The organism is Micromonospora sp. HNM0581, assembly GCF_012726175.1.
Classification (GTDB): Bacteria; Actinomycetota; Actinomycetes; order Mycobacteriales; family Micromonosporaceae; genus Micromonospora.
In genome coordinates, this window is record NZ_JAASAD010000001.1 from 451,345 (window position 1) to 466,056 (window position 14,712).

Consider the following 14,712-nt stretch of genomic DNA (forward strand, 5'->3'; position numbering starts at 1 on the left):
AGTGAGAGTGCGGCCGGTCAGTCAGGTGTCGCCGGGCTCTGGGCGATCGGCGCGGTCACGATGGCTGAGCCGTCGACCAGCCCGACGGTGATGAAGGACAACTCGCCGACGGGCAGGGAGGTCTCGCCGGCCACCTCCTGCGGCCCGGACGAAGCAGTCCAGTCGCGCACCACGTGGGTGGCACCGTCGCGGGTCACCGCGAACAGGCGGTAGCGGGTGCCCTGCCGCAGGCCGGTGACGGTGATCCGGATGGTGGCGCTCTCGGCGGCGCCCACGGTGATGGCGACGGAGAGGCTGGCACCGTAGCCGGGTGCTTCCCCTGACGCGGTCAGCACCCGGTCAGGGCCGGCGGCCCGCTCGTTGACCGTCATCACTCCGCCCACCAGCACCAGGACGACCGCCATCGCACCGGCCCACAAGGCCCGACGCCGCCGCCGCGAGCCGACCGTCGACGGTGGACGCGCACCGGCCGACCCTCGACCGGTCGGGCGGTTGCCGCAGGGGCGGACCGCGACGGCGCGTGCTTCTCCGCGGTCACGCCTCCGCGTATCGATCACGCCCGAGGCCCCCGGAGTCCGCTCGGCTCCGTCACCCGCGGTTCCGCTGCCGGCGTACGCCGTGTCGTGGGCGTCCGCCGGCGCCGCAGCCGCCGCTGACAGCTCCGCATCCTCGACCGTGGGTGGCGCGGACGTCGGCTCCTCGGTAGCCGGTGACGCGAGCGTCGACTTGTCCGTGACCGGAGCCTCGGGCAATGACGCCTGATCGGAAGGCGACCAGTCCGCTTCGCCGAGCCCGGCAAGCCCACCAATGCCGGGACCGATGGCGGCTGCCTCGTCGAGGCAGTGCCAACAACCGGCGAGGTGATCTTCGAAGGTCTCGCGCTCAGCGTCGTCCAAGGCCCCCAGCAGGTAGAGAGTCAGTCTCTCCCGCTCGGCCATGGCGTGCTCTTCGCCTGCGCGCATCCAGCCCTCTCCTCGCACGGGTCGGCACCACGCGGTGTTGTCTGGCCTACGCCTGATGCCGGATCTGACATCAGGACGTTTCAGCAGGTCCGATAGCGGCTTGCAAAGCGCGCACCGCATAAAAGGCTCTGGACTTCACCGTACCCTCGGGTATGCCCAGGCGCACCGCCGCCTCGGCGACGGAGGCCCTGCGGTAGTACATCTCCCGGAGCACCTCACGGTGCTCCGGACTCAGCTTCGTGAGCGCCAACCGGACCGCTTGAACGTTCACCACACGGTCCATTTCGTCGTCCGTGGTAGGCACTCGGTTGAGATCCGGCAGACTGACCTCCGGCGGCCGAGCCTGCCGAGCCCGCATCGCGTCGATCGCCACATGGCGGGCGACCGTGTAGAGCCACGGCGCGACCTTCGACGGATCGGCGGCAAGTGTCTCCGCATGACGCCACGCCCGCAGGAAGGTCTCCTGCACCAGATCCTCGGCCAGTTCCTGCTGCCCCAACAGCAGGCGGGTGAGGAAGCGGTGCAGCGGGCGGCGATACTCCTCGACGACCCGGTTCAACAGTGTCGTGGCAGCGGACCGCTCGACGGAGGCGCTGTCCGGAAGGCCCGGTCCAACCGCTTCGTGGGGAACCGTCGACACAGACCGCCTCCCTGACGGACAGAGCGCACCCTGCCGCCCGGGTGGGACACGACACGTCCTCGCCCCCCGCGGCCCTGGGAGGCAGCATAGCCCGCCGGTGACGCGCGGACAGATCGTAGGTGGACAGTAGGTTCACCAGCTCCGCAACCGACGACCCAGCCGCCGCTACGGATCGCGAGTCCTCGCTGGCCGACACCGGTCACCTCCCCACTGGACGATCGATGACACGGCCGTGTCGCCGCCGTGCGCCCACCGGTTGACGGACTCGCGCCCCACTCGGTTCACTGCTCGCCCGGCAGAATCCCGAAGAAGTTCGCACCAGATCTGAACGTCGGGTCACCGCGATGCGTCACGACAGGTGTCGCCACGCCGAAGGGGATGGCCCGTGACAACCGACCTCACCCACCTCAAGTTCAACCTCGGCCGTACACCACGCAAACTGCTGGCCGGTGTGCTGGCCGTACTGGCGGTGCTGGCCGCCGTGCTCGCCACGATCAACTGGAGTGTCGCCTCCGCTCAGAACGACACCGTGGTCGGCGATCCGGTGAGCGAGAAGCAGATGACGGCCATCGTCGCCGCTGCCCGCTCCTGCCCGATGCTCGACCCGGCGAAGATCGCCGGGCAGCTGATGGCCGAGTCCAACCTCAACAACAACGCCCAACAGACCGCCTCCGGCGGTAAGGGCATCGCCGGCCTCGACGACGAGGACTGGAAGGCGTGGAAGCCGTGGCCGGACGCCAGCCGTTCGGACATCTCGGCGAGTATCCTGGCCCTCGCCCACCAGATGTGTGATCTCAGCGGGCAGCTCCGGCTGGTCGGTGTCACCGGCGACACCTGGCGTCTCTCAGTCGCAGCCTTCCACAGCGGCCTGACCGAGGTCACCAGGGCTAAGGGAGTGCCCGCCGGAGCGGTCGATTACCTCGACCTGGTCAGCGGCTACGCCGGGTACTACGGCAGGTTGAAACAGTTCGGTGGCAGCGGTGACCCCACACCGACCGCTCCGCCGGCGAACGAGGCCAAGGGAGTACCCACCGAGTACGTCCCCCTCGTCGTCGCGGCCGGGTCGGTCTGCGAACAGGTGACCCCACCGATGATCGCCGCTCAGCTGATGGCGCTCTCCGGCTTCGACGCGAACCTGCTGGGCACGAACGGGCAGCGGGGCGTCGCGCAGTTCCTGCCCGAGGTGTGGCAGGCGTACGGGCCCGAGGGCAGCTCCGCCTGGGATCCGGCGATCGCAGTTCCGGCCGTCGGCGACGCAATGTGTGGACTGCACAAAGAGTTGTCCGGCCTGGATGGCGATCCGTACCTGCTGGCGCTCTCCGCCTACCGCAACGGTCCGACAGCCGTGCGACAGACCGGCGGCGCCCTGGATCAGTCGACCGAGACGTTCCTACGTGCCGTGAAGGCGCTCAACGATCTTTACGTGCTCGACACCCGGCTCGCCAAGCCCACGCCGAGCGAACCGGCGCCGACGCCCGCCGCTGCACAGCCGCAGCAGAGCGAGCCGGCCGACGAACCGAGCGCCGAGCCCGAACTGCCGACCGACAAGCCGAAGCCGCCGGCCAACGAGCCGGAGCCGACCACCGCGGCCCCAACCCACGCCGCCGCAGCGAAGCCGGCCCGCCCAGCCGGGTTGAAGCAGATCTTCCACCCGCGTACCGGAAAGTGCGTCAGCTCCGGCACCACCGGCGACGGAACGCGGCTGGTGCTGAAGACCTGCCGGGAGGAACCATCGCAGTGGTGGGACTTCCGCAGCGACGGCACGATCCGCTCGCGTGACCTCTGCATGGACATCGCCTGGGCCGCCTCCGCCGACGGCACCGCCATTCAGGTGGCCTACTGCAATGGCAACCCGGCCCAGGACTGGCAGCTCAACGACCAGGGCGGCATCATCAGCAAACTCAACGGCAAGTCGGTCGACGTCAACATGCACGTCGACGGCGACACGCCGCTGGAGCTGTGGATCTATGTCGCCAACGAGGAACAGACCTGGCACAAGCGGTAGCGCTGCCACCGACAGGCGGGGTACGGGCGTTTCGCCCGTACCCCGCCTGCGTTTCCCGAGTGTGCTCCGATCAGCCGTAGGCGCGGCGGCGACGCAGTTGCAGCGTCAGAAAGGCACCGCCGCCGATGAGCGCCAGCCCGACCAGGACGAGAGCGCCCAGCACACCGCCACCACTATCGCTGTCCGTGCCGACTTCGACCGGACGTTCCTGCTCGACGGGTCGGGCGACCGAGGCCGCCGGGTTGATCATGCCGGCGCCGTACGAGTCAGGGGTGTCGCCGCCGAGCTGATCGGCGGTGCGGTGAATCCGCTGCTCGACCTGGCCGGCGTTCAGCTCCGGGTACGCCGCCCGAACGAGCGCGGCCTGGCCGGCCGCGAAAGCGACGGCGAAGCGGGTACCCGTGTAGCTGAGCGCCCCGACCTTGCCCGGCCCGACGCTCGTCACGTCAGCGCCCGGCGCCACCACCTCCACGGTGCCCGGGTGGTACTCCTCGACCAACTGGTTGTCGGCACCGACCCCACCGACGAGCAACAGTGCACCGGTGGCGTCGGAATCACCCGCTGCCGGAAGCGTGACCGGCTTCGTCGGCGCACCAGCCACCACGAGTACGTCGTGGCTGAGCGCGGTGGTCAGCGAGGCGATGACCGCCGGAGCTGCCAGATCCACGTGTGAGCCGAGAGCCACCACCGAGGCACCCGCGCTCACCGCCACCTCGATGGCGTTCGCCGCGTCCGTGGCCTGACTCTTCCCCGACGAACCCACCATGCGTACCGGCAGGATCGTGGCGTCCGGAGCGAGACCGGCCGGAGTACGGTCGCCGTCGGCGGTCGCCGCGATGATGCCCGCCATCGCGGTGCCGGTCCCGTGGCAGTCGGAGTCGCCCCGCCCGTTGCCGACAGTGACGTCCGCACCCACCGCGATACGGCCACTGAACTGATCGAGTTCACCGTCCACTCCGGAGTCGACGACCGCGACCATGACGCCGTTGCCGCGGCTGAGGTCCCATGCCCCGTCGGCCGCCATCCGCAGCTGTGCCCAGTCCGAACGGCTGCTCGACGCGGCGACGGCGGTGCAACCGGACGTGCTCTTCGTCCCGGTCGGGGATGGTGTGGCACTCGGACTGGCGCTCGGGCTCGGTCTGGCACCGGAGCCAGCGGACGGCTTCGCAGCCGCAGTGGGTGACGCCGCCTTCGTCGGCGTGGCGCCGCCGGACGGAATCTGGCCGTACTTGACCCCCTCACCCGCCGCATCCCACGGCAGAACCAGATACCAGCCACGGTCGAGCTTGGCCGGATCGGTCAGGCTCGCCCCGTCCGGCTGCACCCGCCCGGCGTTCAGGTTGTAGATCTCCGCGGCCCGCTCACCGCTACCGAGGAACCGGTTCGCGATCTCGGCGAGGTTCTCCGGCTGTCCCTGGTACGTCGCGGCTACGACGTAGTACTTGACGTAGGCCTGCGGGTCCGGCGGGGCCTTCTGCGCCACCGACGTACCGGCCATCGCCACGACCAGGCAGCAGGCAACCGCCACGCCCGAGAGCAGGCGTCCAACGTTCGCCAGCACCGATCTGTCCTCCTTCACCGACCTGTGGCCGATCTGTGCGGCCCACCCTCTACAGCGGATGAGCGACGAATCCGTTCAATCGAATGAGCAGAATGCTTCGCATTCAGTGAACCGGTGCCCGATGATCCTCGTCGTGAAGGCATGGGCCCCGTTCGCGGCCCCGGGCCTGACGGTGATCCGTCGAGCCGAACGGACGGTGGTGAGAGCGCGTGTACGCGATAACCAGCACGGCAGCAACGGGCATCGACAAGCCGTCAGTCACCCGCCGGTTCGACCCCCGCCGACACCGACGGGTAACCGGGCTGTTCGACCTCTGGCTGGAACCCGGCATCCATGGTGGACTGGTGGTGCCGGACAGGCCCGACCGACCGTTGACCGCGACGGCCATCACCGACCTGGTCAGGCGCTCCGGCGAGACCGCGAACGACGTACGGATCCTCACCCAGGACGGCACCCGGTACGCGGAGCTGTTCAGCGAGGTCGCCGGGCTGCTCGCCCACGACGTACTGGTCAGCCCGGACGGTGCGGTCATCCGGCACCACGGCCGGCAGACCGGCGACGGCCCGATGCATGCGATACCGCTGGATCGGACCACCCGGCAGGCACGAGACTGGATCGTCATCCAGCCGCCCGAGCTGGCCACCCCCCTACCAGGTTGGTTCAGCCTGGATCAGGGTCTGGTACGGCCACGTACCGGCGTCGTCGGTCTGCCCCTGCCGGGCGGACTCGTGCTGGCCACCCGAGCCGACTTCGTCAGCCGGCGGGCCGCCGCACACCGGCTCAACGCGGCCTCCGACGGGCTGGTCACGATAGCGGTGACCGCCCGCTCCGGCGGCTTCCTGGTCGGCGACTACGGCGGCACCCAGCGGGTGTGCGACGGCGATCAACTCGCCGCGCTGCTGGGCGACCTGCCGTTGTACGGCAGTGAACTGCGGCTCTGGCTGACCTGGCCGTCCGATGCGGACGAGCAGCAACGGCTCGGCGTCCAGGCTCAGGAGCTCGCGGAGACGACCGGGGCAACCGTGTGGACACCGCCTCCCGGCGGCAGCGCGGAACTGGTGGACGGACGGCAGGACCTGCGGGCACTCGACCAGGCGGGTGGGCCGGGCCGGTGGCGGGCATTCCGACCCCGGATCGCGCCGGACCCGCCCGCGCTGCGGGCGACCGCCGCCGGACTGCTGGTGCCGGCCGCCGGCGAACTGATCATCGTGTCCGCCGGGACGTCCGCGTCGGCCCCCGCCGACCCTACGCCCGACCAGCCGGCAGTCACCGGACCGCCACAGCCGGAACCGCCGCCGGTCGCCGTTCCGGTGCTGCCGCTTCCCCGGCCGCCACTGGCCACCGAATCCCGGCGGTCGGTGTACGGGCCGCCGTGGCTGTCCGCGGCCCAACAGGTCAACGCCGAAGAGTTCGAGGCGTTCGTCGCCGCGCCGGGAGGTGCCGAGTCCATCGCCGACGGGCTGCCCGGTGCCGAACTCTTCCTGCTGGCGTTCCTGGATCCCCGGTCGGTGCCGGACGGTAGCCAGCTGCTACGGGTACGGGTCGAAGCGGGAGGCGCGATCCCGATGGAGGTGCTCCGGGCGACCCTGCCCGCGCGCCTTCAGCACCTACGCGGCCTGCGCGAGGCGTACCTCCTGCCGGCCGCACGCCTGGACCGGACCTTCGCGGTCGACACCTTCGACATGGACCACGCCGGCCGCCTGACACCAACCGGCGGGTGCGACGACGAGCCGCTGCGAATCCGGTGCACCTCCCGGGCCCGTGCGCTGGCCGGCCTGCCCCACGAGGTACGCCGCTGGCCCACCTTCGGCAGCCGCCGGGCGTACGCCGTCCTGCCGGCGGAGCACCCTCAGCTGCCGCGAAACTGGCTGCGCCTGCACCGGCACCGGCCGCCGACCCGGCCGGGACGGCTGCTGTTGGAGCTCCAGGTACCGAGGAGACGCGCGATCGACGTTCTGTCCACCGCCGATCTTCTCGCCCCGCTCACCCGGGTCCGTGCCCAGGCGGAACCGCTGCGCGCCGCACAGGTGGAGCTGATCCTCAGCAGCCGCTCCTACCCACGGGTGCGGGTGGGCGCCGCGTACCGCGTCGAGGGGGATGCCTGGCAGCGCCTACCCCGGACACCGAAGGGCCCGTTGCCGTCCGTCCTGTCGCAGCTTCACTCCCCGGTGCCGAGCTGAGCCGTCCACCGGCCGTTCGGCACCGGACCGATCACCATGGGAATGCACCGACCACCCGTGGAGGCGGCGAGCCCTCGAATTCCGGTGCCCTTCGGTAGTCCCGTGGTGACGACGACGTACCGGTCTGCGTCCAGGTCGCCCGGTACGGAAAACCTGTACAGGTCGCCCGGCGCGGGAAGCCCGTCCAGGCGACGGCAGTCGTCGAGGCTGTGGGTGCCGAGTGCGTCGCCGACGACGGCGACGCCGATACCGCCCGCCCGCAACTGCCGGGCGTAGGCAGCAGCCAGTCGACGACACTCGTCCAGCTCACCGACCAGGGTGAACACGTCGGGCGCCCGGGAAAGGTCGACCTGTAGTCGCCAGCCGTCCCGGTGCCCCAACACCAACGGCACGGTGGCGAAGGTTGCCGGTTCGTCGTCGGCGAGCCAGGCGTAGGCGGGCCCATCAGCATCGCTCGTGACCCCGATCAGACGCACCACGATCGGACCAGCTTCGGTGCGCACCTCGGCCCGGACATACGGCACGTCGCCGTCGGCCGGCAACGCCGGCCGGGGCACGTCGGCGCCGACCTGCTCACCGTGACCGCCAGCGTCAGCCAGTGCCGGCGCTACCAGCAGCTCCGGTGGCACCGGCGGGGGCAGGCTGACCGCGATCGGTGACACGTCGACACGGGGCAGCCAGTCGGGCCGGGGACCCGACGACACCAGCGGACCGGGCTCGGCCGGAGGCTGCGGCTCGGAAGGTGGCACCGGCAGGTTCGGTCTCGCCGGGTGCTGCCGCGTCGACGGACTCGGTGACTCGGCGATCGGAGGTGTCAGGGGTGGCGGCCCCAGCGGGCCCGGCGGAGCCGGCTGCGGGGTGGCTGCCGCGCCGGCGTCCAGTTCTGCCGGGGTCGGTGTGTGGTGCCGCTCCGGCGGCCACGGCCCGTCATCGAGGGTGACCGAGCGCGCTCCTTGTATCCGTCGGGGCAACACCAGGAGTGCGCCGACGGCGAGGAGCACCGCAAGTATGCCCGCGCCGATCCGGATCAGGTTGGAGTTGAGGGGAGCAGCCTTATTCGTCGGTGCGGCGACGGCCGGCGACGAAGCGGTCGTGACCGGCGGCGGCTCCGCGTTCGGGACGGGCCGGGTCGTGACCTTCGGTGACGGTGACGGTGGCGGTGCCGCCGTGCCCGGGGATGCTTTCGCCGTGCTCTGCGCCGACGACGGTGTGGGTGGCCCGATCGACGGGAGCGGGCCGGTCCGCACTCCCGGACCGTCGGCGTCGCGGGGCAGCGCCAGTATCCAACCCGGCCCCAACTCGACGCCGTCGGTGAAGACCGAACCGTCCGGCTGCTGACGGCCACGGTTGAGTTCGATGATCTCACGGAACCGGTTCCCGTTGCCCAGGGTGACGACAGCGATGCGGTACAGGTATTCCCGCTGACCGTCGACCGGCGGTCCCACCATGTAGTACTTGCCGGTGTCATCAGGCGCCGCTACGACCGCTGCCGCTGGCACGACTGGCACGAAGACAATCGCCAGCAGCAGCGGTAACGCCCACCAGACCCGCGCCGCCGGTCGGCCGCGCCCTGACTTCATCGGTATCCTCTCGCTCCCGGTCGATTCGTCTCATCGCGTGGCCGACCGCCGACCGCCGTTCGGCGACCCGGTGCACCATGACGGCGCAACCGTCCGGCGCCCGGCCCGTGCGAGCGCCTCAGCCTCCGGCGGCACGCCAGGTCTGATTCTCCTGCCCGGGGTTGCACTCCCAGATCTGCAAGGGCGCACCGTCGTCAGCATTCCAATCGCGAACGTCGAGGCACTTGCCGGAGTGCGGATTGCGCACCATGCCGTTCTCGGCGACCCAGATCTGCGCCGGCCCACCGTTGCAGTCCGCCAGTTGCACCTTGGTTCCGTTGTCCCGCGCTGCCCAGGCGACGTCCATGCACCTGTCGAGTGCCACGAGGGAACCGTTCGGACCCTGCGCGAACTGCTGCGCCGGGGTGCCGTTGCACTGCCAGAGCTGCAACTGCACGCCATCGGCTGAGATGCCACCCGGCACGTCGACGCACTTGTCGGCGTACCCGCGCAGGCTGAACGCGGTCCCGACCGGGTTTCCGACAGGCGGGGCGGGCGGCGCAGCCGGCGGGGCGGGCGGCGCAGCCGACACTCCGCCGTTGCGGAACGTCACCGTGAAGTCCGCGCAGCCAGGGCAGTTGAAGACGGTCTCGTTGCCGGGCACCTTGTCATGGGTGGACCACAGGTACGCGCGCGGGCCGAAGGGTCGCAGGGCTTCGGTGTACGCGCTCTCCCCGTCCCGGTTCGGGTTGACGCAGTTGATCCGGTCACCGGTCTGCGGATCACGCGTGGCGTGTGCGTCGGGGCAGGCGGCGAGCATCTGTCCGCCGGAGCAGTCCGTCCGGACGCAGCTCCCGGCGACGGCTGGGTTCGGAGCACCGGGCGCCTCGATCGTGATCACCACGGACAGCGCGTCGACGTAGCTCACGTTGTACCACGGTGCCACGGGACTGTTCTGGTCGAAGTTGAACTCGGCCAGGCTCACCGGTTCCGCGCCCCGCTCGCAGTGATCCAGGTGGGGGCCGCAGTCACCGACGAGACACCGGAACGTGCTACCCGGTTCTCCGCTGCACCGTTGCCGGGCGAAGAACCTGCCGCGCCAGTGACCCGGCTGCCCGTCGTCCGGTACGACGATGCTCTTCGACTCGCCCGGTGCCAGCACAGGCAGCCCGGTGATCCGTCGCGAACCGTCGCCGCTCTCACCTGCACCGACCCACAGCGTCTCCCCGGTGGCGTTGACGAACGTGACCCGTTCCCCGGCGACGGCGTCGGAGCTGCTCGACATCACCACGACGAGACCGGCGGCGAGAACCGTCACGACGACGAGCGCTGCTCGGGTGCTCGTCCACACTTGACGTATCGGTGCCGAGAAGTTCTCCGTTGTCATGTGGCCCTCCATTACGGTGTCCGGCGGATACACCCGGTTCGTTTCCGGGTGTGGCACGCGCATGACGGAGCAGGACCGCCCTCGGTTCACCCGGCACCGGTACGGATTGGCGCGACCAGATCGCCCTCGGGTCAGCTCTGCGTGATGGGGTGGCCGAGTGAGCGGCGGGCCAGCAGGGTGGCACCGGCTACCGCAGCCGGCATCAGCAGCACGGCACCGAGCGGGATCAGGAAGCAGACGAAGACCGCGACTCCGAAGCCGAGCGCGGTGGGTCGGTCCGCCTTCAGGGCCTTACGACGGTCCGGCAAGCGCTTGCCGCGTCGGGAGAAGGGCACGCCGGTGAGTTCCACGGCGAGCAGCCAGCCGCCCACCGCCGCACCGATGACCGGCACGACGGTCTGGCCGACGAGCGGAATGAAGCCGGCGACGAACAGCGGCAGACCGAACGACGCGGCCAGCGCCACCATGCGGAGCGAGTCCGTGGCGCTGCGGCGCATCGACGGCCAGAACGGGACCGCCACCCCGTCCGGTGTACCGCCGTAGCGCTGCTCCACCCGTTCGGAGATCTTCTCGTAGAAGGGGTCACCGATGACCAGGGTGACCGCCGTGAAGGTGAGCACGGTGAGCAGGCCACCGAGACCGAGGAGGGCCAGTGCGGTGATCACCCGGACCGCGCTGCGGGGCGTCACCGCCCAGCCGTCGGCGAACGGAGTAGCCATGGTGGCCAGGTCCTCGACGAAGAAGACCAGGAGAGCGTACGCGGTCAGGAAGACCGCCCCGGAGATCAGCGCCGGGACGACGCCGAGCAGCATCAGACCTGGGCTGCGTACGTAGAGGCCGACGCCCCGCAACAGCAGCGTGACCCCGCCGACGAAGCGGCGACCCGCGCCCACGACGGTGGAGGGAATCTCGGATGCATGCACGTCAAGGAGCGTAGTCACCGGTCGGCGCAGCCACCGATCGGCAGATCGCCGCACTCGGCCGAGGTCGATAGGATCACCTGTGGTGGGTGGGTTCACGCCGGTCACGTGGGAGTGGGCGCGGGGTGAGCGGGCACGGGATGGACGGTGAACGGCGGTGCGGGCGTCCCGGTTGCTCTCCCTGCTGCTGCTGTTGCAGACCCGTGAGGTGCTGACAGCGGCGGAACTGGCCCGCGAGTTGGAGGTCTCCGAACGGACGGTGTACCGGGACGTGCTGGCACTCTCCGCCGTCGGCGTGCCGATCTACGCCGACCGGGGGCGGGCGGGCGGCTACCGGCTCCTCGGCGGCTACCGCACAAGGCTCACCGGACTGTCCCGGGACGAGGCGGAGGCGCTTTTCCTGGCCGGACTGCCCGGCCCGGCCGGCGACATGGGTTTGACAGACGCGGTCGCGGCGGCGCAGCTGAAGGTGCTCGCGGCGCTGCCACCGAGCCTCCGCGACGCTCCCGCGCGTACCAGCCAGCGGTTCCACCTGGACGTGCCAGGCTGGTATCACGAGACCGCACCGCCACAGTGGTTGACCGAGTTGGCCGGGGCGGTCTGGCGCGACCGGGTGGTCACTATCCGCTACCGGCGAGGGGAACACGAGGTGGATCGCCGGGTCTGCCCGTACGGACTGGTCCTCAAGAGCGGGACCTGGTATCTGGTGGGCCGGGTCGGCGAGGACGTGCGCACCTACCGGGTGGACCGGGTGATCGCGGTCGAGTCGCACGGGGAGGGCTTCGACCGGGATCCGGGATTCGACCTGGCCGGCCACTGGCGGGCCCAGGCCGAGGCGTTCCTGCGCGGCATGCTGCGGGCCGAGGTGACGGTCCGGCTGAGCCCCGCCGGCCTGCGCCGGCTCCGCCACCTCACCGAGATCCCGTTCGGGTACGACGCTGCGGTCGCCGCCGCCGACGAACCCGACGGGCAGGGCTGGGTGAGGACCCGCCTGCCTGTCGAGTCCGTCGACGTGGCCTACACGCAACTGCTGGCGCTCGGGCCGGAGGTGGAGGTGATCGGGCCACCGGAGCTACGGTCGCGGCTGGCCGAGGCGGCGGGGCGGGCCGCTGCGCTGTACGCCGGCGGTCGACGGCACGACCACACGGCGTAGTACGACCCGCTCCACCCCGGCACCTGTCGAATCACCCTGGTGTCGTACCGCCCGGCAGTGCCGCCGGTCGGGCTGTCTCAGCGATAACCCGTGACGTCGGCGGGCTTGCCGGCGTCGACCACCTCGGTGATGTAGCGGTAGGCGTCCGGCCGGCTTCCGTCGACGTCGGTGAAACCATAGACCTTGGCCAGGTCGCCGGCCGAGACGGACCGGCCGCTCCAGCGGGCCCGGTCCGGGTCTGCGGCGAGCGCGACGACCGCCCGGCCGACGAACGCCGGGGTCTCCGAGATGAGGAAGTGTGGATCCTTGGCCGCGCCGTCGCGCCAGTTGGCCTCGGTGACGCCGAAGTGCTCAAGCATCGCCTCCGACCGCAGCCAGCCCGGAGTGAGCGCGACCGCGGTCGCACCGTACGGCCGCAGCTCGTGGGCCCAACTGAAGGCGAGACGGTTCACCGAGGTCTTGGCCAGGTCGTAGAAGACCGATAGCCGGTAGTTCTCGTCGTTGTACGCCTTCGTACCGTCACCGATCTCCACGACAAGCCCACCGGGGCGGCGGATCAGCAACGGCATCGCGAAGTGACTGGTGATCACGTGCGTGTCGACTGCCAGCCGCAGGGTCCGCAAGCCCGCGTCGAGCGGCTGCTCCCACACCGGCTTTTCCCAGGTGATGAGCGGATCGGCGCCCCACACGTCGTTCACCAGCACGTCGAGTTGGCCCTGTTCGGCGTCGATCCGTGCGACCAGGGCACGCACCTCGTCGGGCAGCAGGTGGTCGGCCCGGACCGGGATGCCGGTGCCGCCGGCCGCGGTGACCAGTTCGGCGGTCTCCTCGATGGTTTCCGGGCGGTCCAGTTCGGAGCGGCCGGCGCGGCTGCTGCGGCCGGTCGCGTACACGGTGGCACCCGCCGCGCCGAGTTGCACGGCGATCTGCCGACCGGCGCCCCGGGTGGCGCCGGCGACCAGTGCCACCGTTCCGGTGAGAGGTTTCGTCATGCGGACCACGCTGCCATCAATACCTGACACCTGATGGCAGGTATCAACGACTCGGGCCGTTTTTCGCAAGCTGCGGCGGCAGAAGGCGAGGAGGGTGGGGTTCACCCGTTCAGGAAGTCGGAGATGCGGCCACGCAGATCGGCGCGTTCCGTCCAGAGGACACCCGGCTTGTCGTACCGGTGCAGGGTGGCCCGGGGCAGCGCAGCGGCCAGTTCCTCCGCCACCTCCACCGGATGCAGGTCGTCGCCTTCGGTGGCGATGACAAGTGCCGGTGCGGTCACCTGGGCGAGCACGCCCGCGTCGAGTAACGGAACCTGCTCCGGCAGCTCGACGAGCCCGGCGGCGAGGCCGTGGCGCAGCAGATGATCCAGCCGTTGCCGCAGGTAGGCCCAGCCGGCCGGAGTGTTGCGTGCGACCGGGGGCAGTTCGGTGGCGACGGCCTCCGCCACCGCCGAGGCGTCCCCGCTCCGCACGGCCGACAACAGCTCGGTCAACCGAGCCCGGGCGACCGGTCCACGTGGCCGGTCGAGCGCGGCGGGAAGAAGGAAGACGAGACGCTCGAACCGTTCCGGACTTTCCGCGAGCAGTCGGCACAGCGCACCAGCGCCCAGGCTGGCTCCGAAGGCGCGCGTAGCACCGCCCAGGTCGGCGATTGCTCGCAGGTCACGGGCCAGGTCCAGGTAGCTCCACGGTCCGTCGGGCGCGTCGGAACGGCCGTGGCCGCGAAACTGGAAGAAAATCCGGCGGCCGTCGACGCCGCTGCCGAACGGGCGGGTGGTCGCGATTCCGTGGGCCAGCCCGTGCGCGAACACGGTGACCGGATCACCGACGCCGGTGACCAGCCGTTCCAGTCGTACGCCGTGCGGTGTGGCGACCAGCTCGGTTTCCGGATCGGGCAATGGTGGTCGCCCGGTCCGTGGGGCACCCGGACCGGGCCCCCAGGTGCGTGGTCCGCCGTCCGGTGGAGGTGGCCAACGAAAGGCTCTCACCAGGACCCTCTGTTGTCACCCAGGTCGCGTAGCCCGACCCGGACGTCAAGCAGATAGATCAGTGCCGCCGCCACACCGATCAGCCCGAAGATGCTGAGGGTGGCGCGGGTGAGCAGGGTGAGCAGGAGAGTGACCGCCAGGATCGCGATCCAGCCGCCCTTCGGCAGGGTCCCGACGGCCGGGAAGGCATCGGACCGTTGCGTCACGGCGTGCACGAGAGCCACCCCCTGCACGATCAGTGCGAAGACGAACAGGATCAGATCGATCACCAAGCGGACGTCGAAGACGAAGATCGGTGCGGCGTAGGCCATGACGGCAAGCTTATGCCGGCGATCCCGAAACCGTGGCGACAGGACGGCCCGGG

Annotated in this window: 12 protein-coding genes; 3 read left to right on the plus strand and 9 right to left on the minus strand. The window is 70.6% G+C overall.

Going from position 1 to position 14,712, the window contains the following annotated elements; translation table 11 throughout:
• Positions 1 to 17: 17 nt before the first annotated feature.
• Together HCA58_RS02155 and HCA58_RS02160 are read right to left on the minus strand one after the other, a co-directional pair.
• On the minus strand, positions 18 to 962 hold the full coding sequence (locus tag HCA58_RS02155; RefSeq protein WP_169596000.1) for a zf-HC2 domain-containing protein: 945 nt from the start codon (positions 960 to 962) through the stop codon (positions 18 to 20).
• Positions 963 to 1,032: 70 nt separating this feature from the next.
• On the minus strand, positions 1,033 to 1,602 hold the full coding sequence (locus HCA58_RS02160) for a sigma-70 family RNA polymerase sigma factor (protein ID WP_169596001.1): 570 nt from the start codon (positions 1,600 to 1,602) through the stop codon (positions 1,033 to 1,035).
• A gap of 385 nt (positions 1,603 to 1,987) precedes the next feature.
• Between HCA58_RS02160 and HCA58_RS02165 the strand changes: the two genes are divergently transcribed.
• Complete coding sequence (locus HCA58_RS02165; RefSeq protein WP_169596002.1) at positions 1,988 to 3,607, plus strand: ricin-type beta-trefoil lectin domain protein; 1,620 nt, start codon at positions 1,988 to 1,990, stop codon at positions 3,605 to 3,607.
• Positions 3,608 to 3,677: 70 nt separating this feature from the next.
• Here HCA58_RS02165 and HCA58_RS02170 read toward each other — a convergent pair whose 3' ends face one another.
• Complete coding sequence (locus HCA58_RS02170) at positions 3,678 to 5,168, minus strand: S8 family serine peptidase (RefSeq protein WP_169596003.1); 1,491 nt, start codon at positions 5,166 to 5,168, stop codon at positions 3,678 to 3,680.
• Positions 5,169 to 5,377: 209 nt separating this feature from the next.
• Here HCA58_RS02170 and HCA58_RS02175 point away from each other — a divergent pair, with 209 nt between their 5' ends.
• Positions 5,378 to 7,348 carry a hypothetical protein gene (locus HCA58_RS02175; protein WP_169596004.1) on the plus strand — a complete coding sequence of 657 codons (1,971 nt, stop codon included), beginning with the start codon at positions 5,378 to 5,380 and terminating at the stop codon, positions 7,346 to 7,348.
• Here the strand turns inward: HCA58_RS02175 and HCA58_RS02180 are convergent.
• From HCA58_RS02180 to HCA58_RS02190, 3 genes are all read right to left on the minus strand, one after another.
• A complete protein-coding gene (locus HCA58_RS02180; RefSeq protein WP_169596005.1) occupies positions 7,327 to 8,928 on the minus strand; it encodes a hypothetical protein in 1,602 nt (533 codons plus the stop codon). The two genes, HCA58_RS02175 and HCA58_RS02180, sit on opposite strands and share 22 nt — an antisense overlap.
• 118 nt (positions 8,929 to 9,046) lie before the next feature.
• On the minus strand, positions 9,047 to 10,294 hold the full coding sequence (locus HCA58_RS02185; RefSeq protein ID WP_169596006.1) for a ricin-type beta-trefoil lectin domain protein: 1,248 nt from the start codon (positions 10,292 to 10,294) through the stop codon (positions 9,047 to 9,049).
• Between the two features lie 131 nt (positions 10,295 to 10,425).
• Complete coding sequence (locus HCA58_RS02190; protein WP_169596007.1) at positions 10,426 to 11,217, minus strand: EI24 domain-containing protein; 792 nt, start codon at positions 11,215 to 11,217, stop codon at positions 10,426 to 10,428.
• A gap of 154 nt (positions 11,218 to 11,371) precedes the next feature.
• On the opposite strand from HCA58_RS02190, the gene HCA58_RS02195 reads away from it, so the two are divergent.
• On the plus strand, positions 11,372 to 12,367 hold the full coding sequence (locus tag HCA58_RS02195) for a YafY family protein (RefSeq protein WP_169596008.1): 996 nt from the start codon (positions 11,372 to 11,374) through the stop codon (positions 12,365 to 12,367).
• 77 nt (positions 12,368 to 12,444) lie between these two features.
• Here the strand turns inward: HCA58_RS02195 and HCA58_RS02200 are convergent, their stop codons facing one another.
• The 3 genes from HCA58_RS02200 to HCA58_RS02210 all read right to left on the minus strand — a co-directional run bounded on the left by HCA58_RS02200 (position 12,445) and on the right by HCA58_RS02210 (position 14,659).
• On the minus strand, positions 12,445 to 13,359 hold the full coding sequence (locus HCA58_RS02200; protein ID WP_169596009.1) for an SDR family oxidoreductase: 915 nt from the start codon (positions 13,357 to 13,359) through the stop codon (positions 12,445 to 12,447).
• A 101-nt stretch (positions 13,360 to 13,460) separates the two neighbouring features.
• Complete coding sequence (locus HCA58_RS02205) at positions 13,461 to 14,348, minus strand: alpha/beta hydrolase (RefSeq protein WP_169596010.1); 888 nt, start codon at positions 14,346 to 14,348, stop codon at positions 13,461 to 13,463.
• Positions 14,345 to 14,659, minus strand: coding sequence for a DUF2516 family protein (locus HCA58_RS02210; RefSeq protein ID WP_169596011.1), 315 nt, complete (start codon positions 14,657 to 14,659; stop codon positions 14,345 to 14,347). The genes HCA58_RS02205 and HCA58_RS02210 overlap by 4 nt, the downstream gene beginning before the upstream one ends.
• Between the last annotated feature and the right edge of the window lie 53 nt (positions 14,660 to 14,712).